This is a genomic window from Arthrobacter sunyaminii, from assembly GCF_018866305.1.
Classification (GTDB): Bacteria; Actinomycetota; Actinomycetes; order Actinomycetales; family Micrococcaceae; genus Arthrobacter_B; species Arthrobacter_B sunyaminii.
The window spans coordinates 180,316-204,588 of sequence record NZ_CP076456.1; the positions used below are offsets into that span (position 1 = coordinate 180,316).

Annotated in this window: 24 protein-coding genes and 1 riboswitch; of the genes, 12 read left to right on the forward strand and 12 right to left on the reverse strand. The window is 65.8% G+C overall.

Annotated features, from left to right (window positions below; genetic code table 11):
* Nucleotides 1-42 precede the first annotated feature (42 nt).
* Nucleotides 43-1,044 carry an alpha/beta fold hydrolase gene (locus tag KG104_RS00895; protein WP_237688640.1) on the forward strand — a complete coding sequence of 334 codons (1,002 nt, stop codon included), beginning with the start codon at nt 43-45 and terminating at the stop codon, nt 1,042-1,044.
* A 29-nt stretch (nt 1,045-1,073) separates the two neighbouring features.
* Here the strand turns inward: KG104_RS00895 and KG104_RS00900 are convergent, their stop codons facing one another.
* Nucleotides 1,074-1,826, reverse strand: coding sequence for an HAD-IIA family hydrolase (locus KG104_RS00900; RefSeq protein ID WP_104053779.1), 753 nt, complete (start codon nt 1,824-1,826; stop codon nt 1,074-1,076).
* Between the two features lie 156 nt (nt 1,827-1,982).
* On the opposite strand from KG104_RS00900, the gene KG104_RS00905 reads away from it, so the two are divergent.
* From KG104_RS00905 to KG104_RS00915, 3 genes are all read left to right on the forward strand, one after another.
* On the forward strand, nt 1,983-2,636 hold the full coding sequence (locus KG104_RS00905) for a TrmH family RNA methyltransferase (protein WP_237685558.1): 654 nt from the start codon (nt 1,983-1,985) through the stop codon (nt 2,634-2,636).
* Between the two features lie 162 nt (nt 2,637-2,798).
* Nucleotides 2,799-3,818, forward strand: coding sequence for a class II fructose-bisphosphate aldolase (gene fbaA / locus KG104_RS00910; RefSeq protein WP_104053615.1), 1,020 nt, complete (start codon nt 2,799-2,801; stop codon nt 3,816-3,818).
* Entirely contained in the window at nt 3,818-4,246 is a 429-nt protein-coding gene (locus KG104_RS00915) for a DUF3151 domain-containing protein (RefSeq protein WP_104053616.1), read from the forward strand. Before fbaA ends, KG104_RS00915 begins: the two co-directional genes overlap by 1 nt.
* A gap of 89 nt (nt 4,247-4,335) precedes the next feature.
* On the opposite strand, the gene KG104_RS00920 is transcribed toward KG104_RS00915, so the two are convergent.
* The 4 genes from KG104_RS00920 to KG104_RS00935 form a co-directional block, all read right to left on the reverse strand.
* Entirely contained in the window at nt 4,336-4,836 is a 501-nt protein-coding gene (locus KG104_RS00920; RefSeq protein ID WP_207348590.1) for a DUF427 domain-containing protein, read from the reverse strand.
* Nucleotides 4,837-4,953: 117 nt separating this feature from the next.
* Entirely contained in the window at nt 4,954-5,646 is a 693-nt protein-coding gene (locus tag KG104_RS00925; RefSeq protein ID WP_207348591.1) for a sortase domain-containing protein, read from the reverse strand.
* 42 nt (nt 5,647-5,688) lie between these two features.
* The gene (locus KG104_RS00930; RefSeq protein ID WP_237687298.1) at nt 5,689-6,108 is read right to left on the reverse strand and encodes an excalibur calcium-binding domain-containing protein; all 420 of its coding nucleotides are present in this window, start codon (nt 6,106-6,108) and stop codon (nt 5,689-5,691) included.
* A 137-nt stretch (nt 6,109-6,245) separates the two neighbouring features.
* On the reverse strand, nt 6,246-6,839 hold the full coding sequence (locus KG104_RS00935) for a hypothetical protein (protein ID WP_207348593.1): 594 nt from the start codon (nt 6,837-6,839) through the stop codon (nt 6,246-6,248).
* A 231-nt stretch (nt 6,840-7,070) separates the two neighbouring features.
* On the opposite strand from KG104_RS00935, the gene KG104_RS00940 reads away from it, so the two are divergent.
* From KG104_RS00940 to KG104_RS00950, 3 genes are all read left to right on the forward strand, one after another.
* A complete protein-coding gene (locus KG104_RS00940) occupies nt 7,071-8,360 on the forward strand; it encodes an adenylosuccinate synthase (protein ID WP_104053619.1) in 1,290 nt (429 codons plus the stop codon).
* A gap of 216 nt (nt 8,361-8,576) precedes the next feature.
* Nucleotides 8,577-9,869: an ATP-binding protein gene (locus KG104_RS00945; protein WP_207348594.1), complete on the forward strand. Its 1,293-nt coding sequence runs from the start codon at nt 8,577-8,579 to the stop codon at nt 9,867-9,869.
* Nucleotides 9,866-11,347: a tetratricopeptide repeat protein gene (locus tag KG104_RS00950; protein WP_207348595.1), complete on the forward strand. Its 1,482-nt coding sequence runs from the start codon at nt 9,866-9,868 to the stop codon at nt 11,345-11,347. The genes KG104_RS00945 and KG104_RS00950 overlap by 4 nt, the downstream gene beginning before the upstream one ends.
* Nucleotides 11,348-11,352: 5 nt before the next feature.
* Here the strand turns inward: KG104_RS00950 and KG104_RS00955 are convergent, their stop codons facing one another.
* Nucleotides 11,353-12,345 (reverse strand): DUF2804 domain-containing protein, encoded by a 993-nt coding sequence (locus KG104_RS00955; RefSeq protein WP_207348596.1) that lies wholly within the window; start codon nt 12,343-12,345, stop codon nt 11,353-11,355.
* A gap of 150 nt (nt 12,346-12,495) precedes the next feature.
* Between KG104_RS00955 and KG104_RS00960 the strand changes: the two genes are divergently transcribed.
* From KG104_RS00960 to KG104_RS00970, 3 genes are all read left to right on the forward strand, one after another.
* A complete protein-coding gene (locus KG104_RS00960; RefSeq protein ID WP_104053622.1) occupies nt 12,496-13,302 on the forward strand; it encodes a carbon-nitrogen hydrolase family protein in 807 nt (268 codons plus the stop codon).
* 219 nt (nt 13,303-13,521) lie between these two features.
* Nucleotides 13,522-14,082, forward strand: coding sequence for an RNA polymerase sigma factor (locus tag KG104_RS00965; RefSeq protein ID WP_237687299.1), 561 nt, complete (start codon nt 13,522-13,524; stop codon nt 14,080-14,082).
* The gene (locus KG104_RS00970) at nt 14,066-15,019 is read left to right on the forward strand and encodes a hypothetical protein (protein WP_207348597.1); all 954 of its coding nucleotides are present in this window, start codon (nt 14,066-14,068) and stop codon (nt 15,017-15,019) included. The genes KG104_RS00965 and KG104_RS00970 overlap by 17 nt, the downstream gene beginning before the upstream one ends.
* Here KG104_RS00970 and KG104_RS00975 read toward each other — a convergent pair.
* Both KG104_RS00975 and KG104_RS00980 read right to left on the reverse strand, forming a co-directional pair.
* Nucleotides 15,016-15,519, reverse strand: coding sequence for a CoA-binding protein (locus KG104_RS00975; protein WP_104053625.1), 504 nt, complete (start codon nt 15,517-15,519; stop codon nt 15,016-15,018). The two genes, KG104_RS00970 and KG104_RS00975, sit on opposite strands and share 4 nt — an antisense overlap.
* The gene (locus KG104_RS00980) at nt 15,509-16,900 is read right to left on the reverse strand and encodes an O-acetylhomoserine aminocarboxypropyltransferase/cysteine synthase family protein (protein ID WP_207348598.1); all 1,392 of its coding nucleotides are present in this window, start codon (nt 16,898-16,900) and stop codon (nt 15,509-15,511) included. Before KG104_RS00980 ends, KG104_RS00975 begins: the two co-directional genes overlap by 11 nt.
* Nucleotides 16,901-17,070: 170 nt before the next feature.
* Here KG104_RS00980 and KG104_RS00985 point away from each other — a divergent pair, with 170 nt between their 5' ends.
* Nucleotides 17,071-17,331: a hypothetical protein gene (locus tag KG104_RS00985; protein WP_104053627.1), complete on the forward strand. Its 261-nt coding sequence runs from the start codon at nt 17,071-17,073 to the stop codon at nt 17,329-17,331.
* Here the strand turns inward: KG104_RS00985 and acs are convergent.
* From acs to KG104_RS01005, 4 genes are all read right to left on the reverse strand, one after another.
* Nucleotides 17,325-19,394 (reverse strand): acetate--CoA ligase, encoded by a 2,070-nt coding sequence (acs, locus tag KG104_RS00990; RefSeq protein WP_207348599.1) that lies wholly within the window; start codon nt 19,392-19,394, stop codon nt 17,325-17,327. The two genes, KG104_RS00985 and acs, sit on opposite strands and share 7 nt — an antisense overlap.
* A complete protein-coding gene (locus KG104_RS00995) occupies nt 19,385-20,212 on the reverse strand; it encodes an ABC transporter permease (RefSeq protein ID WP_207348600.1) in 828 nt (275 codons plus the stop codon). The genes acs and KG104_RS00995 overlap by 10 nt, the downstream gene beginning before the upstream one ends.
* Entirely contained in the window at nt 20,209-21,270 is a 1,062-nt protein-coding gene (locus KG104_RS01000; protein ID WP_207348601.1) for an aliphatic sulfonate ABC transporter substrate-binding protein, read from the reverse strand. The genes KG104_RS00995 and KG104_RS01000 overlap by 4 nt, the downstream gene beginning before the upstream one ends.
* Nucleotides 21,271-21,377: 107 nt before the next feature.
* Nucleotides 21,378-22,202: an ABC transporter ATP-binding protein gene (locus KG104_RS01005; protein WP_207348602.1), complete on the reverse strand. Its 825-nt coding sequence runs from the start codon at nt 22,200-22,202 to the stop codon at nt 21,378-21,380.
* A gap of 399 nt (nt 22,203-22,601) precedes the next feature.
* Nucleotides 22,602-22,716: riboswitch (SAM riboswitch) on the forward strand.
* A 35-nt stretch (nt 22,717-22,751) separates the two neighbouring features.
* Here KG104_RS01005 and KG104_RS01010 point away from each other — a divergent pair.
* Complete coding sequence (locus KG104_RS01010) at nt 22,752-24,173, forward strand: LLM class flavin-dependent oxidoreductase (protein WP_258060285.1); 1,422 nt, start codon at nt 22,752-22,754, stop codon at nt 24,171-24,173.
* Nucleotides 24,174-24,273: the final 100 nt, after the last annotated feature.

Consider the following 24,273-nt stretch of genomic DNA (forward strand, 5'->3'; position numbering starts at 1 on the left):
CACGGCTAGATACGCAGTGCCGGGCACGGGGACCGGACTGCCGTGAGCGGGGATCCGGCAGAGTTCCTGCGGTCCGCCGAAGACCTCAAGCGGTTCTCCCGGCGCCGTTTTTTGGCCGGAAGCGCACTGGGGCTGACCCTGGCCGCGGATCTGTTGATCACCCAGCGGATCCAGCGCTACCGGGAGGATCTGGAAATCCTCCGGGTCCGGGACGAGACCGCGGAACGGCGGTTTCCCGCGGCCTCCTGGTTCCTGTTTCCCGGGTACAAGACCAGCTGGGAAGAAACGGTCTGGATCCTGAACTCCCTGCGCCCCGTGCTGGCCTCCCGCGGGCAGCTGGCCGGCGTCGGCTACTCCAACCGGGGGCTGGACGTCGATGACATTGTGGCGGCCGTCTACCGCTACATCCGCAACCATCAGCTGCGGCGCATCTACTTTTACGGCCACAGCTTCGGCGGCATGCTCGCCGTCCAGGTGGCGGCCCGGCTGCTTGAGCGCGGAGTCGCCGTCGAGCTTGTCATCCTGGACTCCAGCCCGGCCGGACCGCAGGACGTCCTGGACCGTGCCATGTTCGAAGGAGTGGTGGCCCTGTACGACGCCGGCTACCGGATTCCCAGCGTGGTCCGCGGCGGCTACGAACTGGGCGAGCGGGTCCTGCACAAGGACGAGCGGACGTGGCGGACCGTCGTGGATCAGACTCTGGAGCAGCTCTCGCCGCTGGCGCCGTCCACCACGCTGATCCAGTCCGAGGCGTCCTACATCTTCCACTACGACGCCCGGCGCTACGCAGGCGCTCTGGGCGGAACCTCGCTGGCGTTCATCGGCAATCCGGATGACAGGACGGTCAACTACTTCGGCGCCAAGTATGAATGGGCGGCGGTGTTCCCGCGCAACCTGGTGTCCAATGATCTGGTGACCGAAGGAGCCAGCCCGGCGCATGCCAGCCCGCAGTGGAATCCCGTGGTTTATCAGCGGGTGGTGCGCGAGGTGCTCCGGCAGTACTCGCCGCCGGAACAGGGAGGCGGCCTGAAATCGGTGTTTTGAGGTTGCATGCCGGCCTGCCCGCCGGCGGGTCAGACGGTGCTGATCAGGTCCGAGACTGAGTTGACGATCTGGGTGGGCCGGAACGGATAGCTGTTGATGTCCTCGCGCTGCGTGATGCCGCTGAGCACCAGGACCGTGGTCAGGCCTGCTTCGATGCCCGCAATGATGTCGGTGTCCATCCGATCCCCGATCATGGCTGTCGATTCCGAATGCGCGTCGATCTTGCGCATTGCGGAACGGAACATCATGGGGTTGGGCTTGCCGACAATATAGGGCTTCATGTTGGTGGCCGCCGTAATCAGGGCCGCGATCGCGCCGGTGGCGGGCAGCGGCCCCTCCGGTGAAGGCCCGGTGACGTCCGGGTTGGTAGCAATGAAGCGTGCGCCGCCCATGATCAGCCGGATGGCCTTGGTGATGGTGCCGAAGGAGTAGGTGCGGGTTTCGCCCAGCACCACGTAATCCGGATTGGTGTCCGTAAGGATCATTCCGGCCTCGTGCAGCGCCGTCGTCAGCCCTGCCTCACCCACCACAAAGCAGCGGCCCGGCACCCCGGCGTTCTTGACCTGGTCCTTCAGGAATTCGGCCGTGGCCAGGGCGGAAGTCCACAGGTTTTCTTCGGGAACCTCCAGTCCCGACGCGTGCAGCCGTGCAGCGAGATCCCGCGGAGTGTAGATCGAGTTGTTGGTCAGGACGAGGAACCGCTTGGACGTCGCCACCCAGCGGTCAATGAGCTCGGCTGCGCCCGGAATGGGATTATTCTCGTGAACCAGGACACCGTCCATGTCCGTCAGCCAGCACTCAATGTTCTCGTTTTCGCCCACGCTGTCCCTTTTCTTGCCGTGCGGGTCCGGCTGTGCACGCCGTGCTGCCGGTGACCCGTGATCGTCCGTCCCAGTCTTTCACCTTAGGCTTGTTGGGTGAAAGACAGCGCTGAACAATTGCCGGACCTGCCCGTTGAAACACCCGACACTGCCCCCACGCACCAGGTGGGCGTAGGACCGTGGGAAGGCCCGCTGCCGGAAGGGGATCACTGGGACCCGGAGCTCCTGGCCAACGGTGATGCCCGCAATGTCGTGGATGAGTACCGCTACTGGAAACATGACGCCATCGTGGCGGACCTGGACACCAAGCGGCATCCGTTCCATGTGGCGATTGAGAACTGGCAGCATGACTTCAACATCGGCACGGTGGTCCGCACAGCCAACGCGTTCATGGCCAAGGAAGTGCACATCATCGGCCGGCGCCGCTGGAACCGCCGGGGCGCCATGGTCACCGACCGCTACCAGCATGTGCGCCACCACCCCACGGTGGAGGACTTCGTGCAGTGGGCGCACAGCGAGGGCCTGCGCATCATCGGAATCGATAACTTTCCGGATTCGGTGCCGCTGGAAACCTACGAACTGCCGCAAAACTGTGTCCTGGTGTTCGGTCAGGAAGGACCCGGGCTCAGTGCCGAGGTGCACGCCGCCGCCGACGCCACCCTGTCCATTGCCCAGTTCGGGTCCACCCGGTCCATCAACGCGGGCTCCGCTGCGGCCATCGCCATGCACGGCTGGATCCGGCGGCATGTCTTCGGCCAGACGGTGAACTGAGCAGGGACCGGCTCCGCTCGGTCCCTTGTAGGCCCCGGCGCCCGTCCGCAGTCCGTTGTGCCGTGACACGGCGCACTGCCGGAAGGATACTTATGGCTAGGATGTAGGAAGCCAATGAGGGCCCTGGCCCTGCCGTAGATCGACCTTTCACGAGGAGTCAGCATGCCTATTGCAACCCCTGAGATTTATGCCGAGATGATCGACCGCGCAAAGGCCGGGGGATTCGCATATCCGGCAGTGAACGTCACCTCGTCCCAGACGCTGAACGCCGCCCTTGCAGGGTTCGCCGAGGCCGGATCGGACGGCATTGTCCAGGTGTCCACCGGCGGTGCGGCGTACTGGTCCGGTGCCAAGATCAAGAACATGGTCACCGGCTCACTGGCCTTCGCAGCCTATGCCCGCGAAGTGGCGAAGAGCTACAACGTCAACATTGCCCTGCACACGGACCACTGCCCCAAGGACAAGCTGGACGACTTTGTGCTGCCCCTCCTGGCGGCCTCCGAAGCTGCGGTCAAGCGCGGCGAAGACCCCATCTTCAACTCCCACATGTGGGACGGCTCGGCGGAAACCCTGGAAGACAACCTGCGGATCGCCCAGGAACTGCTGGCCCGCACCCACGCTGCCAAGATGATCCTCGAGGTGGAGATCGGCACCGTGGGCGGCGAGGAAGACGGCGTGGAGAACGCCATCAACGAGAAGCTCTACACCACGGTTGCGGACGGTATGAAGACCATTGAGGCACTCGGCGCCGGCGACAAGGGCCGCTACCTCACCGCTCTCACCTTCGGCAACGTGCACGGCGTCTACAAGCCCGGCGGCGTAAAGCTGCGCCCCGAAATCCTCAAGGACATCCAGGACGCGGTGGGTGAATCCATTGGCCGGGAACGTCCCTTTGACCTGGTCTTCCACGGCGGCTCCGGCTCCTCCGCACAGGAAATCGCCGACGCGGTGTCCTACGGCGTCGTGAAGATGAACATCGATACCGACACCCAGTACGCATACACCCGCCCCGTGGTGGACCACATGTTCCGGAATTATGACGGCGTGCTGAAGGTTGACGGAGAAGTTGGGAACAAGAAGCAGTATGACCCGCGCGTGTGGGGCGCCTCGGCGGAAGCCGGGATGTCCGCGCGCGTAGTTGAAGCAGCACAGAACCTAGGATCGGCAGGCAAGTCCCTCTAATGTCAGATGAATTCCGCAAGAACCTGCTCGGCCCCGAGCCCACGTACCTGCCCGAGGAGTCCGACGTCGTCGCGCGCCTTGAGGCCGGAGACGAAGCCGTGGACCTGGCCGCGAAGCACCCCACCTCGTCCCAGGTTTGGGCCATTCTGGCCGACGAGGCCTTCGATGAGGGACGGACCATTGAGTCCTACGCCTATGCGCGGGTTGGCTACCACCGCGGTCTGGATGCCCTGAGGCGTTCGGGCTGGCGCGGTGCCGGTCCCATCCCTTGGGAGCATGTGCCGAACCAGGGGTTCCTGCGTTCGCTGTACGCCCTGGGCCGGGCGGCAGCGGCCATTGGAGAGGCCGAGGAAGTAGACCGGATCACCAAGTTCCTGAACGAGTCGGATCCGCAGGCGAAGATCGCCATTGAAGGGCGCGAGTCCTGATTCCCCGCTGATCCGTGCCAGAGGCCGGGTGCCCGACTTCGGTTGGGTGCCCGGCCTTTGGCCTGTCCGGGCCGCGCGGGTTATCGCTGTTACCAGCCGCCGGTGCCCGGCGCCCCCTTGAAAGGTCCCGTGATGCGCCCGGTAATCCAGCCGCCGTAGAAGTCGCCGTCCTGTGGACGGACCTCTTCTCCATCCACAGTGCAGCGGTCCATCCTTCCGGGATACACCGCCGCCCGGCTCGCCAGCGGCGCATAGCCGGTCACGGGATCGGGATAGGTCCACGCCGCATGGGCGGCCCGCTCGTTTCCCCCGACGACGTCGAAGTACGCCGCCTTTCCCTTGTACTCACACCAGGTGGATCCGGGGGCAGGAACCAGCGCATCCGGCGCGAAGTCCTCCAGCGGAATGTAGTAGACCGGCGGGTGGCTGGTTTCCAGGACCCGGACGGCTGACGTGGTGTCCGCTATCAGCTTTCCGCCGAGAAACACCTGCACATGCTCCGACGTCGGCTCCAGCCGCGGCGGGCGGGGGTAGTCCCAGACGGATTCGGCGGCGCGTTCCTGTTCCGGATGCAGAGGAAGTTGTTCCATCATCAGCCCTTTCGCCTGCCGGCCGCAGTCGGCTCCTCCCCGGGGTTTCGGATTCTCCGGGTTATGCCGTGCTTCGGAGCTGTGGATGTTCGGGATGGGTGCTTCGGGGAAGAAGCTCTAGGGGGCAATCCGTGCATAGACAACGTAGTTGTCACCGAAGGTTCCGGTCTGGGGATCGTAACCGTCGCAGGTGATCAGGCGGAGTTCCGGCCCGTCGGTGTTTCCGTAGACCTTCTCGGTGGGGAAGGTGTCCTTGGGATACTGCTCGCCGTACATCACTGTGAAGACCGCGGTGGAACCGTCCTCACGCTGCACCTGAATCTCATCATTTGGCTGCAGTTCGCGCAGGTTCGCGAAGACACCCGGTCCGCCGTCATCGGCGTTGACGTGCCCCAGAATCACTGCCGGTCCGGGGTCTCCGGGTTTTGGTGAATCTCTGTACCAGGCAGCGGGTGCTCCGGGGTTGCCGGGAGGCACTTCCAATGTGCCGTCTTCCCTCAGCCCCACCTGCATCAGGTCCGAACCTGCGGCAACGGACGGAAGCGTCAGGGTTCTGGGTGGTGCCGTGATCTCGCGGGCCGGCTCAGGGCTGGGTGTTTCTGTTGGCTCGGAGGTGACGGTGCTGCCGGTGGTCTGAGCGGGCGACGGCGGCAGCTGCCAGGACGACTCCGAGGGTTCCGGCGGCAACGCTTCAGCGCCAGGGCTGGTTCCGCATCCCGGGATCAGCAAGCTGGCTGTAATGAGCAGGCCGGCAGCGGCAGTTGCCCGAAGACTCCTGCCGCCGCCGGTCTCAGGTGTCAGTCGGCTCATGAGTGATGGAACCTTAGTCCGGCTGATCCTGATCGCACGGAACTAGGCATGGTTCCCGCTGCGGCGCCGGATGACGAACGTTCCGGCCCCGGCGGCCGCCAGCATGAATCCTCCGGCCAGGGCGACTGAACCGAAGTCCGTCCCCTTCTCCGCCGCCACACCGGCATCCACTCCGCCCTCGGGCATGGGCATCCCGGTGTCTGTCGGCGCCGGCGGCTGCGAGGGGTCCGTTGTGGGAGGATCGCTGGGAGTTGACTCGGAGTTTTCGCAGGCGATTCCGTCGCCGTCCCGATCCAGGTCGGGACTGTAAAGAGGATCGCCGGCGGGAATGTTGTACACCCCGTCAGCTGCAGCGTCGCCACAGGTTGCGTAGGGCGTCGTCATAGCGAAAGCCGGCGTCGCGGATAGTGCCGAGAGTCCGGTTACGGTTGCGAGTGCGAGTCCTGCTGTGCGTTTCTTCATTGGGCTCTGCTTTCCATGTGGGGTCGTCATCCGAGTGACGGTGACAGGAAAGAGAGTATGGACACGGTAGTTTTGTCACCCGGGTAGCCGCCGTTTATGCCTGTGCAGCATGCAGATTAAATCGGGCCAATAGCGGGTCAGGGAAGGATGCTGGTCGTCACAGCAACTATTTGCGGTTTCGGCGGCACTGAGCTGAAACCGAACCGAACCGGCGGATCTACAGGTGACAAACCACCCAAATCCCGGCCGTCCCAACTGGCCAGTGCCCCCGTGACGGAACGGATGGACCGGACCCCGTAGTACTCGCGCCGCCCGCCGCCCGCAGACCCCGACGTCCGGACACCGGGCACCAGCAGCCCGGCCAGGGGGCTGACGGCGGCCAGCCAGCGCGGATGCACAGCCACAGCGGGCGGAACACGCTCCAGCAGCTGCCCGAGGGCGGTGCGCGGACCCAGCTCGGCCCTGAGCCGCAGCGGTCCCGCGCTGACCAGGAGGCTGTCCGCCGTGAGCCGGGCATCGACGTCGAACACGTCCACCGCATCGAAGGAATAGGTACCGGACACGTAGTCCGCAACCTCGGAGCTGGGGGCCAGCAGCAGGCGTGACCCGGCGGCGTTCTCCGCCATGACATCCGTGAACGCGCCAAATGGCGACTCCAGCCAGTGGCCCACCACCATCCGGGTGCCGGAGGCTGTTCCAATGCCGGCGATGTAGCCCACAAAACGGTCCATCCGGCCACGCTACCCGGGTAACACCGGGCGGAATACATCTTATGGCGCTTCCAAAAGAGCACAGGACCTACAATCGGCTAAACTTGACAGGTAAGAGCCCCGCGACTCCGGCCAGACCCGGCCCACAGCCATTTCCGGTCCGGCTTGGGAGTCTAGGGGCGTTCTCATGCACGGAAGCGGATCGCGCCGTCGGCGTTTTTCTCCCTTTCGTAACTAATGGGGGAGGATCCCATGCCCGCAATTGTCATCGTCGGCGCCCAGTGGGGCGACGAAGGTAAAGGTAAGGCCACTGACCTGCTCGGGGGCCGTGTCGACTACGTCGTCAAGCCCAACGGCGGAAACAACGCCGGCCACACCGTCGTCGTCGGCGGTGAAAAATACGAACTCAAGCTTCTGCCGGCAGGCATCCTGAGCCCCAACGCCATTCCGGTGATCGGCAACGGCTGCGTGGTGAACCTCGAGGCGCTCTTCACCGAAATTGACGGGCTGGAAGCACGCGGGGCTGACACCTCCAAGCTGCGCATCTCCGCCAACGCCCACCTCGTGGCCCCGTTCCACCAGGTCATGGACAAGGTCACCGAACGGTTCCTGGGCAAGCGCGCCATCGGCACCACCGGCCGCGGCATCGGCCCGGCCTACATGGACAAGGTGGCACGCCTGGGCATCCGCGTCCAGGACATCTTCGACGAGTCCATCCTGCGCCAGAAGGTTGAAGGCTCCCTGCGCCAGAAGAACCAGCTGCTGGTCAAGGTCTACAACCGCCGCGACGTGGACGTTGAAGAGGTCGTCGAATACTTCCTGTCCTACGCGGACCGGCTGCGCCCCATGGTCATTGACTCAACGTTTGAGCTGAACCGGGCGCTGGACGAGGGCAAGGTCATCCTGATGGAAGGCGGCCAGGCAACGTTCCTGGACGTGGACCACGGCACCTATCCGTTTGTGACCTCTTCCAACCCGACCGCCGGCGGCGCGTCGGTGGGCTCGGGCATCGGCCCCACCCGTATCACCCGCTCGGTGGGCATCATCAAGGCCTACACCACCCGCGTGGGGGCCGGTCCGTTCCCCACCGAGCTTTTCGACGACATGGGTCTGTACCTGCAGAAGACCGGCGGCGAGTTTGGCGTGAACACCGGCCGGCCGCGCCGCTGCGGCTGGTACGACGCCGTGCTGGCCCGCCACGCCTCGCGCGTCAACGGCTTCACGGACTACTTCGTGACCAAGCTGGACGTGCTCACCGGCATTGAGAAGATTCCGGTGTGCGTGGCTTACGACGTCGACGGCGTGCGCTTCGACGAAATGCCGATGACGCAGACCGATTTCCACCACGCCAAGCCCATCTTCGAGTACTTTGACGGCTGGACCGAGGACATCACCGGCGCCAAGACCCTTGAGGACCTGCCGGAGAACGCCCGCAACTACGTGCTGGCACTGGAGAAGATGTCCGGCACCCGGTTCTCCGCCATCGGCGTGGGCCCGGACCGGGACCAGACCATTGTGGTGCGGGACCTGATTTCCGAATAAGGCGCCCGTTAGCCGGGGACGATGCGTGAGCCCGCATCGTCCCCGGCTCCCGTTAACGCGGCTCCCGTCTGAGCTGCGGTCAAACCGGCTGGTCCGCACGGCGTCGTCCACCGGGACGGCGCCGTCGTCGTAGGCGGCCCGTGGTTCCCCGCCATTGGACCGCCGCCGTGGCAGAGTAATTGGTGTCACGCATATCGGGGGAAGGACTACGGGGAAATGAACGACGACGTATTGGCCAGCCTGAGGCGGGCCGTTGAAGCCAGCCCGGAGGACACAGGCCTTCGCCTTCACGTAGCGGAAATGCTGCTGGCAGCAGGCCGGCATACCGAAACAATCGGCGAGGTAAATGCCGTGCTGCAGCAGGAGCCGACCCATGAGGCGGCACTGGAGCTGCTCAGCCGCACCGTGGCAGCGCTGACCTCAGCGTCCGCCGCCGCGGCCTCCGCGGCCTCCGGGGCCCCGAGTGCTGGCCCCGCCACGGAGCCGGGCCCGGTCTCCGACCCGGAAGAACCTGCTGCCGCCGCTTTCGACTGGACCCGCGCAGAAACCGAGGTTGGCTCCGATGTTCCGCCGCCCTTCGTAGCGGAACCGCAGCTGGCAGCAGGAGAGGGCCGCGAGGGTGTGGCTCCGCTGGAACCCGAAACCCCGCCGGTCACCCTCAAGGACGTGGGCGGCCTGGAGGCCGTCAAGAAGCGGCTGGACGAGTCCTTCATGCAGCCCATGAAGAATGCAGAGCTTGCCAAGGCCTTCGGCAAGTCGCTGCGCGGCGGTCTGCTGCTGTACGGGCCGCCCGGCTGCGGAAAAACGTTCCTGGCCCGCGCAGTGGCGGGAGAACTGGGCGCCGTCTTTATGTCCGTGACCATGACGGACATCCTCGATCCGTACCACGGGGTGACCGAGAAGAACATGAAGGCCGTCTTCGACTCTGCCCGGGCCCACTCGCCAACCGTCCTGTTTTTGGATGAAGTGGACGCCATTGGAATGAAGCGCAGCGGACTGGGCCACCATGCCATGATCCGGCAAATGGTGAACCAGCTGCTCATCGAGATGGACTCCATGGCGGGCAACAATGACGGCCTGTACCTGCTGGCCGCCACCAACCACCCCTGGGATCTGGACGAAGCCCTGCTCCGGCCCGGACGGCTGGACCGTACGCTGCTGGTGACGCCGCCGGACTTTGAGGCACGCCGCACCATTCTGGAGTACCACCTCAGGGACCGTCCGCTGGCCGGAATTGACCTGACCAGCATCGCGTCCCGGACGGAGATGTTTTCCGGCGCGGACCTGGCCCACATCTGCGTGACCGCGGCTGAAAAGGCCATGACGGAATCCATCCAGGCCAACCGGATCTGCCCCATCAGCATGACGCACATTGATGCGGCGTTGGAGGAAATCGGTCCCTCCACCCTCGCCTGGCTGGAGTCCTCCCGGAACGTGGTGAAATTCAGCAACGACCACGGCCGCTACAACGACCTGGCCGAATACCTGCGCTCCCGCAGCATCCTGTGAGCGACGTCCTCGACCCGGATCTGATAGCCGTCCGGTACACCGCCTATGCACAGGCGGGCAGGTACGAGGAAGCTGTGGCGCTGCTCCGGGACCAGATTGGCCACCACATGGACGATGAGCGGCTCTGGTTCTACCTGGGAAGCGGGCTGGCCAGCACCGGGGAGCTGGAGGAATCCGAACGTGCCGTCCGGGAGGCCTTGAACCTGGCCCCGAATATGCTTCCGGCGCTGGTGCTGCTCAGTTATGTTTTGGGATGGCTCAGGCGCGGTGACGAGTCCGTGGAAGCTGCGCTCCAAGCTGCCGCGGAACATCCGCAGGAACCTTCCGCGCACCTTGCCGTTGCCTCCGCCCATTTTTACCGCCGCTCGAGCGGGACGGACCTGTGGACTGCATTGCAGGCCGCCCTGAATGCCATCAATTTGTCAGCGGAACTCGAGGACGCGTTTGCGCTGGGAAGCCGGGCTGCAGACCTGCTGGGCCGCAAAGACCAGGCACTTGATCTGCTGCGGACCGGCCTCGCCGCCCACCCCAACAGTGCGGTGCTGCTACAGGCCGCCGGGATTGTCGACGGCGGTGAGCGGGTGGTGGGCGACCGTGCACCGCTGTTGTCCTCTCAGCTGGCATCCAACCCGTTTGATGATGAAAGCGCGGAAGACCTGCGTGCCCTGGCCTTCCGGGGACTGCGGCGGCTCTTCTACCTGCCGTGGCTGCAGGGTTTGGTTTTCGGTGTCACTTCCGGACTGGTCCTGCCGCATCCGGCGGCTGCAGCGCTGGTGGCCCTGGGGCTGACCGCGGCGGTTTCCGCGTTCTTCTTCCTGTCCTTCCGCCGGCTCGAAGGACGGCTGCCGCGGGGATATTTGCGGGGAGAACTCCGCTCATCACCCCGGGCGCTCAGGGCTGTGAAGTGTGCGGCAGCGGCAGAAGCATGGGTGAGCGTGAGTGCGCTCTGGGTTGCCCTGTCCGGGGGCAGCCAGCTCGGTGCCGTTGCGCTGGCCCTGACGGCGGTTCCGGTCATTGCCAGCCAGCACCTGCTGAGCCAGGGGCAGTACCCCGAGCTCTTCTCCGCCTGGCCCGATGCCGATGCGGACGCCAGGCGTGCCTACTGGAACAACCGCGTGAAGATATACCTGTCGACCCGGCGGATTGCCTGGGCCGGGTTGATTCTCGGCATCGCCGGGATGTCGGTGGCCGGGCTTTCCGAATCGGATACACCTGCCGCCGCGGGGGCGGGAGCTTGCCTGGCAGCGCTGCTCTGGATGGCACGCGCGGCGTACCTTGCCCGCCTGCAGCTTGCCCTCGGTGCGGACAATCCCTTCGTGGTGGGCAGGGTGCTGCAAAAGCCCGCGGGACGGGAGTCTTCCGCCCGCAGGCACGGAGCATGGGATGCAGTGGCCTACACCCTGCGCATTACGCTTGTTCCGCTGATCCTCTTCATAGTCGGCGCCGGAATCCTGGTCTCCAACGCCATGCCTGAGTAAAAGGCCTACCAGCGGTGCCGGGCCTCCTCGATCCAGCCGCCCAGCCCGTCCAGGGAGTAGCTGGTGCCGTCCGGGGTGCGCGCCGTTCCGGTCCAGGTGCCAAAGGCCTGCCAGATCTCCGAGGAAATGACACCCAGCTTGGTGGCGGACTCCCTGCGGTGGAAGGGCGTGAGCACGGCGTCGATCCACGGACCGTGCACGGTCCAGGTGGAGGCGGGATCCGAGAGATCGTACGCGAACTCCAGTTCGCCGTCGTAATGGTGCAGCCGGCCGTCAACAATGAGGGCGTTTTCCGTGGCCGGAGTTCCGGCGGTCCACTGTCCGCCGATCTGCAGGCCAAGCCGGGTACCGTTTACGGTTCCTGATCCGGCACCCCAGGTCCAGGTGGTCCGGTACGGCCAGCGGCCCCGTCCGCGGTCCAGCACGGCAAAGGCATCTGCCCCCACTGTGAAGACTTTGCCGTCCACGGTCACTGTTCCGGACACGCTTCGCGCCACGTCCTTGAGGGTGTACTGGAACCGCCGGTCCGACCACGGCACCACGACTCCCAGCACATCGCCCGACGCCGGGGCGTACAAGTCCACCGACACCCGCGGGGAGCGGGCGCGCAGGCGGGTGCCGCCGCCGTCGTCGTGGAAACGCAGCGTCACGTCCCCCGCGGTGCCCAGTGCCGTGAGCGGAGGCAGGGTATCCGGGAGCACGATGTCCGCGGCGCCGGGCAGGATCTTCAACGGTTCAATGCTGATTTCCTCGCCGGTTGCACGGTTCAGGACGTAAATTTGCAGCGTCGCGGCGTAGCCAAGGTTCACGATGGTCATGCCGACCGCCAGCTCCGGCGTGAGCACACCCCAGTATTCCCAGCGCTTGGTGCGCATCCGGGACGCCGTGTTGCCAGCGAGCGGAGTGCGGTGCAGCGGTGAGCGGGAGTAGCCCACCGCCTCCGGGTTGAGGGTTCCGCGGGCGGTGGTGAGGTCCGTCGGCAGCGTGAGTTCGTTCATGCGGCCCAAGTCTAGGCGGGTCAGCGGCACCCGCCGGCGCACCACCCCGGCCGGAGCCTGCCTTTTGCGCCCGCTGTTTCCGTGCCGGGCCCAGCGGTCCTGGTCTAGGCTGGGGGAGAAACTTCAGCCCAGATAAGGCGGTGCCGCACAATGTTGGTGAGCGTAGGTCAGTTCAGTCCCACGGGCGACGTCGGAGCGAACCTCGAGGTGATGCGCTCGCTGGCGTCCAAGGCCAGGGCGGACGGCTCCGAGCTGATCGTGTTTCCTGAGGAGTCCATGTTCAGTGTGGGCAAGGTGGAAGGTTCCCTGGCAGCTGCGGTGGATGCCGGCTGGACCACCTTTGTCCAGCAATTGTCGCTGCTGGCAGCGGAACTGGGCATGGCCGTTGTTGCAGGTGGCTATGAGTCCAGCGGGGAGGAACGTCCCTACAACACCCTGGTGCTCATCGATGAGACCGGCCGGATTGCTGACACCTACCGCAAACTGCACCTCTACGACGCGTTCAGCTACTCCGAGTCCTCCCGGATTAAACCCGGCGACGGCGGCGTGAAAGTGGTGGAACTCAACGGCATCAACGTGGGTCTGATGACCTGTTACGACATCCGCTTCCCCGAACTGGCCCGTGCACTGACCGACAAGGGTGCCGATTTGCTGGCCGTTCCCGCCGCGTGGTTCAAGGGCGAGCACAAGATTGAACACTGGGAAACCCTGCTTAAGGCCCGTGCCATTGAAAACACGGTCTGGGTGGCTGCTGCGGGGACCTCCAGCCGGCACACTGTGGGGCACTCGGCCATCCTCGACCCCATGGGAGTGCCGCAGGCATTCCTCGACGACGAACCCGAGGCCGTGGTCACCGCGGAAGTTACCCGGAAACGGATAGACGATGTGCGCGAGTTCCTGCCTGTGCTGAAGAACCGGCGGTTTGCGGCGAACGACCAGATAAATTCAGCCGGATAGGAGCCAATCCGGGCTCGTATTCTGGCCGGACGCTCCGCTCAACCGAAAGAATAAAAAAATTATCGAGCGGGGCGTAACCTTTTTGGAACCGGTAACGATTACTCTCTTGGAACGTCCGCACCGAGGCTTATCCCCCCAACGAGCCCCGGTGCGGATGTTTCTTTATGTCCGCGGGATATCATGTGGGATGCTCATCTTTCGCGAGGGAAAGACCGCCCCTTGGCCATAACCCCGACTGAGGAAATTCTTTCCGCTGCTCGTGAGGGACAGCCCCGGGCACTGCGCGATATTTATGAGTTCCTGGCTCCCTCCATATTGGCGTATCTCGCCGGCAAGGGCTGCGACGATCCCGAGGGTCTCACCCAGGAAGTCTTCCTGACCCTGTTCGGCAAGCTGGGGAACCTCACCGGCGGGGTCAGCGGGTTACGGACTTTTGCCTTTTCCGTGGCCCACGCCCGCATGGTCGATGACGTGCGGCGCCGGGAACGCCAACCCGTGCTGGCACAGTTTGACCCCCAAGCTGATGACAGGTTCAGCTCATCAGCTGAGGAAACCGTGCTGGGGTCAGCCTCCGGGGTGAGCGCACTGCTTCAGGGCTTGACGCGCCGTCACCAGGAAGTGCTGCTGCTGCGCGTCGTGGCGGACCTCTCCATCGAAGAAACAGCCAAGATCATGGGCATCAGCGCCGGTGCCGTCAAACAATTGCAGGGTAGGGCCCTAAAGACCCTGAAGGACCGGATGGAACACGAGGAGGTGCCCGATCATGAACAAATCGCCTGAGCAGGACGACATCATGATCCGGCGGCTCCTGACTGAATCGGGGGTCGAGGAAAGCCCTGAGCTGTTGGAGGGGCTGCGGAGGCTTCGGTTCTACTCCGCCGCGTCCGCACCGGTTCCAACCGGCGAGCTGGGCCAGCTGCTAGCGGAAAGGCCGGAACCTGCGCCTAAGCGGCCGCAGCGGCGCAACCGGGGCCTCATCCTGAGTTTCACGCTGGCCGCTGCTATGGCAGCCGGAGCAACCGGAGTGGCTGCCAATACCGGCACCGGCCTGCGCCTGACCGCCAGCCCAGCGATAACAGCCGACCGCGAGACGGTTTCGGGACAGGAAATCACCGCCCAGGATGCAGAGGCGGAAACTCCAGCTCCCGCCGAGGTCATCCCGGAGGACACCGATAACGCGGACCTGCCCGCACCGGTGGCTGCGGACGCCTCCACTACTGGGGATCCGAGTGGCGTCTCCGGCCCGGAATCCGGAGCGGACGGCGCTGTCTCCGCGCCCCCTGCCGGCGCTGCACCGGTTCATCCCGCCCCAGGGCTTCCCGAGGTAGCGGATCCCGAGTGTGAGGACGACGACGTGACCGGGTGTGATTCCGGCACGCCAGACCGGAACCCCGGGGCGGACACGGGCACCCGCCCCGACGGCCGGAACGGCCCTGAGCGCAGCGGTCCCGGCCGGAACGGCGGCGTGCGTCCGGACGGAGGCCGCAGTAACGACAGCGAAAACAATGCTCCTGAAGCCCCGAGGGAAACCGGCGGCCCCGGCCCCCGGGAAGGCGGAGGCCAGGATCGCGGGCCGGGGGAGAACGGACGCAGCCGTGTCGGAGAGCCCGGCGGCGCCGGCGGGAAGCAGGCCGAAAACAAGCAATCCGGTGACAAGCATCCCGGTAACCCCGCCCAGGGCTCCCCCGGGAGGCCCGGCGGAGCCGGCAAGCCCTAAGCGGTCAGCTGCCGCTTGGAGGAAATGACCCCGGTATTGAAACCCGCCAGGTTCAAACCGCCGTGGAAGCGGGCGTGTTCAATCTTCACGCAGCGGTCCATCACTACATCCAGCCCGGCAGCTTCCGCATCTCGGGCCACCTCCTCGTGCCAGGAGCCTAGCTGCAGCCAGAGCGTTTTCGCACCGACGGCGATGCTCTCCTGCAGCACGGAGGGCAGGTCATCATGGCGGCGGAACACATCCACAATGTCGGGCACCTCCGGCAGGTCAGCCAGCGACGCGTAGACCGGCTGCCCCAGAATCTCCTTGGCGACAGGGTTCACGAAATAGACCGTGTACGGCGAGGAGGACAACAGGTAGGTTGCCACAAAATAGGACGCCCGTGAGGGTTTGTCCGAGGCGCCCACAATTGCGATGGACTTGGCCCGGCGCAGCAGCGCCAGCCGTTCCGGGGCGCTCGGGCCCTCCCAGGTGCGCGGTGCGGCGGCTTCAGCGGACATGGGCGGACTCCTCAAGATCAAAGGTGCGGGCCTGCGGGGCGGTGCCGGACAGTGCGGCGGCGGCGGGAACGCCTGGTTCGGATCCGGCCTGCGGTGCAGACGCGGCAACGGCCAGAGCCTGGTCCAGATCCCAGAGGATGTCCTCAAGGTCCTCCAGGCCAACCGAAATCCGCACCAGATCCTCCGCGACTCCGGCGGCGGCAAGCTGTTCGGGGGAGAGCTGGCCGTGCGTGGTGGAGCCCGGGTGGATCACCAGGGTGCGCGAGTCACCCACGTTCGCCAGATGCGACGCCAGCTGCAGGGCCTCGATGAACGCCTTGCCGGCCTCCCGGCCCCCGCGGACACCGAAGCTGAAGACCGATCCCGGTCCCTTGGGCAGGTACTTCCGGGCCCGATCGTAGTGCGGATGGGACGGCAGTCCGGCATAGCTGACCCAGGACACGCGCGGATCGGTTTCCAGCCACTGCGCCACTGCGGAGGCGTTGCGCAGATGCTCGTCCAGTCGCTGCGGCAGGGTTTCCACGCCCTGCAGCAGCTGGAACGCCGACTGGGCGCTGAGCGAGGGGCCGATGTCCCGCAGCTGCTCCGAGCGCAGCTTCGTCAGGAACCCGTACTCGCCGAAGTTTCCCCACCACGAAATGTTGCCGTAGCTTGCCACGGGCTCGGTCATGGCGGGGAACTTTCCATTGCCCCAGTTGAACTTTCCGGATTCGACGACGACGCCGCCCAGGGTGGTGCCGTGCCCGCCGAGGAACTTGGTGGCGGAGTGGATCACAATGTCCGCGCCGTGCTCAAACGGCCGCACCAGATACGGCGTGCTCAAGGTGGCGTCCAGGATCAGCGGCACACCGGCGTCGTGCGCCACCTGAGCCAGCCCGGCAATGTCGGTGACCTCGCCGCTGGGGTTGGCAACCACCTCGGCGTAGACGGCCTTGGTGTTCTCCCGAATGGCCGCAGCATAGTCGGCCGGGTCCGTGCCGGCCACGAAGGTGGTGTCGATCCCGAACCGGCGCAGGGTCACGTCCAGCTGGGTGACGGTGCCGCCGTACAGCTGGGCCGCGGCCACGATGTGGTCACCGGCTCCGCACAAGGCGGCGAAGGTGACGAATTCCGCGGACATGCCCGACGCCGTCGCCACCGCTCCGATGCCGCCCTCCAGGGAGGCGATGCGCTCCTCGAAGGCCGCGACCGTGGGGTTGCCGATCCGCGAGTAGATGTTGCCGTACTTCTGCAGCGAGAACAGGTTCGCGGCATCGTCGGTGTCCTTGAAGACAAAGGACGTGCTCTGGTAGATGGGCACGGCACGGGCACCGTGCGTGGCGTCGGGGGTGCCGCCGGCGTGCAGGGCACGGGTACGGAAGCCAAACTGGCGATCACTCATGAAATGAGTGCTCCTTCCTGGTGTGCCGCCGCAAAGCGGCGGGTGGATCGTTGCAAGTAGAGGGCGGCGGACGAACAATGGGGAACAGGACTGCAAGGCTGGGCAGAACCGCAGATCCGAGACGGACAGCGGCGGGGGAGCCGGACGGCACGACGAAGGGCAAGATCCCAATGGACCAATACGTGGTTGTCATCGAGACCGGCTACAAAGTTGCCGCTGCTACACACAAGGTCACCGCCACCGATCCGATGCCGCCGGTGGAGGCTAACCGGCTGTTCCTGGAACTGCTGGAGGGCATGCACGCTGACCTGCTGCCGGCCAAGGCGGACACCACCATGCTGGAGGTTTCGCCCACGGAATTCGTGCGCATCCACCGCCTGATGGGCGGCGTGGTGGTGCTGGACCGGGTGACCCTGGCCCGCGTTCACTGAGAAACCCCGCGGCGGCGCGCTTCACACACATCCGCGATGTCCGCGATGCACGGTTCATTCTGCAGGCTGGTGGTGTCGCCCAGTGGCGTGCCCTCGAACAGCTGCGTCAGCAGGCGGCGCATGATCTTCCCGGACCGCGTCTTGGGAACATCAGGAACCACGACGACGGCGGCCGGCTTGGCGATCGGCCCGATCTGCCGGGCAACGTGTGCCCGGAGCTCAGCCGTGACCCGCTGGGTGAAATCCGAATCCGGTTTGGTGCCCGCTTTGGTGCCCGCTTTGGTGCCCGCTTCGGTGCCCGCGGCGGGTGCAGCGGAGGACAGCACGACGAACGCGGCAATGGCATGCCCGGTCTTCGGATCCGCAACCGGGCAGACCCCGGCTTCGGTGACCCAGGGATGGGACACCAGCGCGGACTCGATTTCAATCGTGGACAGCCGGTGTCCGGAGACGTTGAGGACGTCGTCGGTGCGGCCCAGGATCCAGGTGTCGCCGTCGTCGTCGTACTTGGCGCCGTCACCGGCGAGGAACCAGCCCTGCCGTGCGTACTGCCGCCAGTAGGACGCCAAGTAACGCTGCGGATCGCCCCAGACGGTGCGGGCCATGGCCGGGCCGGTTTTGTCCACCACGATGAACCCCTGGGTGTGCGGGGGAACCGGGTTTCCGGCGTCATCCACAATCCGGGTGGATACCCCGGGCAGGGCACGGGAGGCGCAGCCGGGCTTGAAGCCGGTGTCGGTGGGACGCGGGGAGAGGATGGTGGCGCCGGTTTCGGACTGCCACCAGGTGTCGATCACGGGAACTTCGCCGCGGCCGAGCTGCCCGCGCATCCACCGCCACGCCTCGGGATTCACGGCCTCGCCCACGGTGCCGAGCAGGCGGATGGAGGACAAGTCCCAGGTGTCCGGGACGCCGTCGGGGAACCAGCCCATCAGCGACCGGACCAGGGTGGGAGCGGTGTAATAACTGGTCACCTTGTAGCGCTCGATGATCTCGAAATGCCGTCCCGGATGCGGGGTGTTCGGGGTGCCCTCGAAGATCACCTGGGTGACGCCGTTGGAGAGCGGCCCGTAGATCTCGTAGGTGTGCGCGGTGACCCAGGCCAGATCCGCGGTGCACCAGTGGACGTCCGCTTCCCGTGCACGTTCGTCCGGGTTGGCGAAAAGGAACTCGTAGCTCCAGGACGCCTGGGTCAGGTAACCGCCCATGGTGTGCACGAGGCCTTTGGGACGTCCGGTGGTTCCGGACGTGTACATGATGAACAACGGTGTTTCGGCGTCGAACGCCTCGGGTTCGTGGATGTTGGAGGCGGTGTCCACGGTCTCGTGCCACCAGAGGTCGCGGCCTTCGGTCCAGGCGATGTCGCAGCCCGTGCGGCGGACCACCAGAACGTGTTCGACGGCGTTGGCCCCGGACACGGCTGCATCGGCATTGTCCTTCACCGGCACGGCGGCGCCGCGGCGGAACTGGCCGTCGGTGGTGACCAGCAGCTTGGCGCCGGCGTCCTCGACCCGGAATTTCAGGGCCTCGGCGGAAAAGCCGCCAAACACGAGGGAATGGACGGCGCCGATCCGGGCACACGCCAGCGTGATGACGATGGTTTCCACGATGACCGGCAGGTAGATGACCACGCGGTCACCTTTGCCGATGCCCAGGTTCAGCAGTGCGTTGGCGGCGCGGGAGACCTCGCGCTGCAGATCCGCGTAGGTGACCGTGCGCCGGTCGCCGGGCTCGCCCTCGAAGTGCAGGGCCACCTTGTCCCCGCGGCCGGCGGCAACGTGGCGGTCCACGCAGTTCACCGCCACGTTCAGGGTTCCGCCGGCAAACCATTCGATGGCAGGGATGCTGTACTCGGCCTCGGGCTCCGGGATCTCCGGTCCGCTCAGCCGCTGCGGCGGGGTAAACGTATGCGCCGTGTGCCAGGGCTGCTCCCACTGCAACCGCCGGGCGGCGGCTTCCCAGAACGCGATCCGCTCGGTTTCGGTGGTTGGGTCCGCCGCCGAGCTCTTCACATCCTGCAGTGCTTCTTCGAGTGTTTCCTGCAGTGTTGTGCTCAGGCCCATTTGGCCACCGCCTTCTTTTCGGCCAGTCCCAGCAGGGCGTCGGTAATCTTGCCGATCACCGCCAGCAGGATGATGGCCAGCAGCAGCCGGTCGGTGCGCCCGTTGTTTTGCGAATCGGTCAGCAGGAAGCCCAGCCCCATGGAAGAGGCGATGAGTTCCGCGGCCACGAGGAACAGCCAGGACTGTGCCAGCGCCAGCCGCAGCCCGGAGAATACCGCCGGAACGACGGCGGGCAGCTGCACCGTGGTCAGGAGTTTCAGCCCGTTGAGTCCGAAGGCGCGGGCGGCCTCCACCAGGTTCCGGTCCACGTGGCGCAGGGCCAGTGACACGGTGGTGAACACCGGGAAGAAGGCACCGATCGCAATCAGCGTGATTTTGGAGTCCTCGCCGATCTTCAGCCACAGGATCAGCAGGGGGACCCAGGCCAGCGACGGCACGGCACGCAGTGCGCCGATCATCGGACCCAGCAGGATGTCGGCCAGGCGGGACAGCCCCAGCACGGCGCCCAGGGCCAGGCCCAGCAGCCCGCCGGCGGCGAAACCGATGAGCACCCGCTGGGTGGAGATGGCCACGTGGTTGCCCAGCTGGCCGCGGCCGATCAGGTCAGCTGCCGCGGTGTAGACGGCCGACGGCGAGGGCAGCTGGACCGGGCTGAAGATACCGGCGGCTGTGCTGATCTGCCAGGCGGCCAGTACCAGGACGGGAACCACCAGGCCCAGGCCCGCGCGGGTCCAGCGGCTGGCCAGGATGGTGTCGGCCGGCGCTGTATTCCCGGCACCGGCGCTCGCGGATGCCGGGGTCTTCAGGGCCGAACTCACTGTGCATCCGAAATGGACTCGGGATCAGCGGACTTCACGAAGGAGTCATCGAACAGGCCGTCCAGTGCCTTGTCCACGGCATCCTGGCTCGCGACGTCCCCGGTTTCCACCAGTGTGGGGCCGATTTTCTCAAGCACGCTGCGCTGGGCCTCACCCGGGGCGGGGTCCACGTCCAGATTGCTGCGTTCCAGCACCACGGTCTGGGCCACCGCCAGGTCCAGGCCGGCAACCTCGGCCAGGATCTGCGCCGTTTCCTCCGGGTTTTCAGCAGCCCACGCGCGGGCCTTCTCATAGGCGTTGACCACCGCCTGGGCGAGTTCCGGATCCTCTTCCAGGAAGGATTCGTTGGCGGCAAGGATGCCGTAGGTGTTGAAGTCCAGGTTGCGGTGGATCAACCGGGCACCGTTTTGTTCGGCACCCGCCATGATCGGGTCCAGCCCTGCCCACGCATCCACTGATCCGTTTTCCAGGGCGCTCCGGCCGTCTGCGTGCTGCAGCTGTTCCACGGTGACGTCGTCCAGGCTCAGTCCGGCTTCGTCCAGGGCCTGGACCAGGAAGAAGTAGGGGTCGGTGCCCTTGGTGGCCGCCACGGACTTGCCCTTGAGGTCCGCCACGGAGGTGATGTCCGAGTCGGCGCCCACCGCCAGGGCCGCCCATTCCGGCTGGGAGAAAATGTCGATGGCCTTGATCGGGGATCCGTTGGCGCGGTGCAGCAGTGCTGCGGAGCCTGCGGTGGAACCGACGTCGATCGCCCCGGAGCGCAGGTTTTCATTGGCCTTGTTGGAGCCGGCCGACTGCACCCACTCCACCGTGACGCCGTCGTCGGCGAGGGCGGATTCCAGCCAGCCCTGGTCCTTGATGATCAGGCTGAGCGGGTTGTAGGTGGCGAAGTCGAGGGTGAGGGTTCCGCCGTCGGCCGCGCCGGCGTCGGCGGCGGCATCGGAATCCTCGCCTGCCACGCAACCGGTCAGCAGCAGGGAAGCTGCGGCGGCGGCTGCGGCCAGGGCCTTGAGCGCGGTGCGGGAAGCTGAGGGGGAACTGAGGGAACGGCTGTTCATGGAAATTCTTTCTGATGAGTTGGCTGCGAGGCATCGCGGTTCATGCGCAAAATGGGCGCAGAACGGCGGGGGTAGCGGCCCTTAGACGGGTGACGCCGGGAGAAGTTCTAGTGGCGGTCGACGCCGAGGCGGGCCAGGAGCTCGCCGCGCATTCGGGCCAGCTCGGCCGAGGCGCGGTTCCGCGGGCGCGGGCCGGGCACGGTGATGGTGTCTGTAATGGTGGCTCCGGAAGCACCGGGCTCCCTGCCCAGGACGATGATGCGGTCCGCCAGCTGGAGGGCTTCGTCCACGTCGTGGGTTACCAGCAGCACCGTGGTGGGGGTGGCCCGGTGAACCGCGAGCAGCAGGTCCTGCATCTTCAGTCGGGTCAGGGCATCCAGTGCACCGAACGGTTCATCCAGCAGGAGCACGCCGGGCGTGCGGGCAAGGGCCCGGGCAAGAGAAGCGCGCTGCGCCATGCCGCCGGAAACTGCCCGGGGACGGTGTTTGGCGAAGGCGGCCAGTTCCACCAGCTCCAGCAGTTCGGCCACCTTGGCCTTGCCGTTCTTGGCGCTGATGCCCTTGGGCAGGCCCATGGCGATGTTGGCCTGCAGGGTTTGCCAGGGCAGCAGCCGCGGTTCCTGGAACGCGACGGCGCACCGGTCATCAATGCCGCGCACGGGTGTTCCGTTGATCCGGACTTCCCCGCTGGTTGGAGCGTCCAGGCCGGCTGCGGCCCGCAGGAGCGTGGACTTTCCGCAGCCGCTGGAGCCCAGGATGGCCAGGACTTCGCCGGCATGTACGTCAAAGGTGATGTCCCGCAGCACCTGGTGGGTTTCACCGCCGGAGCCGAATGCGCGGCCGAGGGAGGAAAAGGCAACGGGAAGGGCGGAGCCGGCGGCGCGCGTTTGGGGCGGCGCGGCGGCAGGGGACTGTGAAGCCAGAGCGGTCATGTTAACTCTCCATCGGTCCTGGCAGTAGCACCCTACGGATAACGCCTTGGGCCGGTAGGCCTCCTGCGGTGTTGTCCTCGCTATTGCCGTCCCTCAAGGAGGAGGTACGGCAACCAGGGTTGCTGCGGCTTCACTGATCCAGGTCTCTCAGCCGCTCGGGATGGTCAAGAGCAACTAAACGCGCGATTGCGGAAACCGGCAAGTCCCCCGCGTAATATTTCGACGCCGCCTGTGCCGGCGGGGGCGCCGGGGGGGTGGGAGTGGAGGCCAAGCTATCTGTGGAGTCTGGGACAGGATGGGGCGTGCTGCCAACCAGTGGTCATGCGGGGTCATAAATCCGTTCACACGGGGTCATGTTCTTTCCTTGCCTGTTCCGCTGTGCAAATACTGGTGGCGAAGGATCATGAGTCCCAACGCAAAGCTCTGGCTGGTTGGGCGGCAACCCTCTTTCCGTAGCGGGGTGCCCCAGATGAGGATCCGGCCGTGTCGCGTCCGCGAACGGCAAGTACGGCGCCCCAGCGGGTGCGTCCCGTCCCGAAGGATTTCCCCGTGTCCGAATCATCTTCCTCAACACCTCAGAACAGCCGGCGGCAGATCCGGTTCAACGCCTTTGACATGAACTGCGTGGGCCATCAGTCTCCGGGACTGTGGCGCCATCCGCAGGACCAGTCCGCGAATTACACGGATCTCCGCTATTGGGCCAACCTGGCCCAAACCTGCGAGCGCGGATTGTTTGACGGCATTTTTATCGCAGACGTCCTGGGTACCTATGACGTGTATGGAAACTCCAACGAGGCCACACTGCGGCAGGGCACCCAGGTGCCGGTGAATGACCCGCTGCTGCTGGTCTCCGCCATGGCACTGGTCACCGAGCACCTCGGTTTCGGCATCACCGCGGGAACAGCCTATGAACACCCCTACCCCTTCGCGCGGCGCCTCTCCACCCTGGACCACCTCACCAACGGCCGGGTTGGCTGGAACGTGGTTACCGGCTACCTGCCCTCGGCGGCCCGCAACATGGGTGCCGAAGACCAGCTTGAGCACGACGAGCGCTACAACCACGCGGATGAATACCTCGAGGTGATCTACAAGCTGCTGGAAGGCTCCTGGGAGGATGACGCCGTCGTCCGGGACAAGGACAGCGGCATCTTCACCGACCCGGCGAAGGTGCATGACATCAACCATGAGGGCAAGTACTTCAAGGTTCCCGGCATCCATATCAGTGAGCCGTCACCGCAGCGCACCCCGGTGATCTTCCAGGCCGGCGCCTCGCCGCGGGGCATTGCCTTTGCCGCCGGCAATGCCGAGGCCGTCTTCGTGGGCGCCCCCACGAAGGAAAAGCTCAGGGCCACGGTCACCCGGATTCGTGATGCCGCCGAAGCCGCCGGCCGGGACCGCCACTCCATCCGGATCTACACGCTGCTGACCATCATCACCGCGGCAACATCCGAGGAAGCCGAAGCCAAGCATGTGGACTACCAGCGGTACGCCAGCGACGAGGGTGCCCTGGCCCTGATGTCCGGCTGGCTCGGCGTGGATCTGTCCACCTACAACCTGGACGAGCCGCTGGGCAATGTGCAGTCCAATGCGATCCAGTCTGCCGCGGACAACTTCCAAAAAGCGAAGGACGACGGCGAACCCTGGACGGTGCGCGACATCGCCGAATCCGCGGGGATCGGCGGGCTGGGTCCGCGGCTGGTGGGCTCGGGGTCCGACGTCGCCGAGGAGCTGATCCGGTGGGTGGAAGAGACCGATGTGGACGGCTTCAACCTGGCCTACGCCATTACCCCGGGTACCTTCGAGGACGTGGTGGAATTTGTGGTGCCGGAGCTGCAGAAGCGCGGTGCCTACCGGACGGAATATACCCCGGGGACGCTGCGCCACAAGCTCTTCGGTGCCGGTGACAAGCTGCCCGAAAACCACCGCGGCGCGTCCTTCCGTCTGCAGCCGGCAGGGATTCCGGCACGCTGAGGGGTTCCGCCGTCCGGCCGGAGGTTTGCGGGGCGGGTTCCGGGCGGGGCCATTGACCGGGGACGGACTGCCTCCTTACGTTTGAAGGGTCCGCGCAGTG

Bases quoted from the DNA above. Each gene is read 5' to 3' on its own strand.
- KG104_RS00900 (WP_104053779.1), bottom strand. From the start codon at position 1,826: ATGGACGGTGTCCTGGTTCACGAGAATAATCCCATTCCGGGCGCAGCC.
- fbaA (WP_104053615.1), top strand. From the start codon at position 2,799: ATGCCTATTGCAACCCCTGAGATTTATGCCGAGATGATCGACCGCGCA.
- KG104_RS00915 (WP_104053616.1), top strand. From the start codon at position 3,818: ATGTCAGATGAATTCCGCAAGAACCTGCTCGGCCCCGAGCCCACGTAC.
- KG104_RS00920 (WP_207348590.1), bottom strand. From the start codon at position 4,836: ATGGAACAACTTCCTCTGCATCCGGAACAGGAACGCGCCGCCGAATCC.
- KG104_RS00925 (WP_207348591.1), bottom strand. From the start codon at position 5,646: ATGAGCCGACTGACACCTGAGACCGGCGGCGGCAGGAGTCTTCGGGCA.
- KG104_RS00930 (WP_237687298.1), bottom strand. From the start codon at position 6,108: ATGAAGAAACGCACAGCAGGACTCGCACTCGCAACCGTAACCGGACTC.
- KG104_RS00935 (WP_207348593.1), bottom strand. From the start codon at position 6,839: ATGGACCGTTTTGTGGGCTACATCGCCGGCATTGGAACAGCCTCCGGC.
- KG104_RS00940 (WP_104053619.1), top strand. From the start codon at position 7,071: ATGCCCGCAATTGTCATCGTCGGCGCCCAGTGGGGCGACGAAGGTAAA.
- KG104_RS00945 (WP_207348594.1), top strand. From the start codon at position 8,577: ATGAACGACGACGTATTGGCCAGCCTGAGGCGGGCCGTTGAAGCCAGC.
- KG104_RS00955 (WP_207348596.1), bottom strand. From the start codon at position 12,345: ATGAACGAACTCACGCTGCCGACGGACCTCACCACCGCCCGCGGAACC.
- KG104_RS00960 (WP_104053622.1), top strand. From the start codon at position 12,496: ATGTTGGTGAGCGTAGGTCAGTTCAGTCCCACGGGCGACGTCGGAGCG.
- KG104_RS00970 (WP_207348597.1), top strand. From the start codon at position 14,066: ATGAACAAATCGCCTGAGCAGGACGACATCATGATCCGGCGGCTCCTG.
- KG104_RS00975 (WP_104053625.1), bottom strand. From the start codon at position 15,519: ATGTCCGCTGAAGCCGCCGCACCGCGCACCTGGGAGGGCCCGAGCGCC.
- KG104_RS00980 (WP_207348598.1), bottom strand. From the start codon at position 16,900: ATGAGTGATCGCCAGTTTGGCTTCCGTACCCGTGCCCTGCACGCCGGC.
- KG104_RS00985 (WP_104053627.1), top strand. From the start codon at position 17,071: ATGGACCAATACGTGGTTGTCATCGAGACCGGCTACAAAGTTGCCGCT.
- acs (WP_207348599.1), bottom strand. From the start codon at position 19,394: ATGGGCCTGAGCACAACACTGCAGGAAACACTCGAAGAAGCACTGCAG.
- KG104_RS01000 (WP_207348601.1), bottom strand. From the start codon at position 21,270: ATGAACAGCCGTTCCCTCAGTTCCCCCTCAGCTTCCCGCACCGCGCTC.
- KG104_RS01005 (WP_207348602.1), bottom strand. From the start codon at position 22,202: ATGACCGCTCTGGCTTCACAGTCCCCTGCCGCCGCGCCGCCCCAAACG.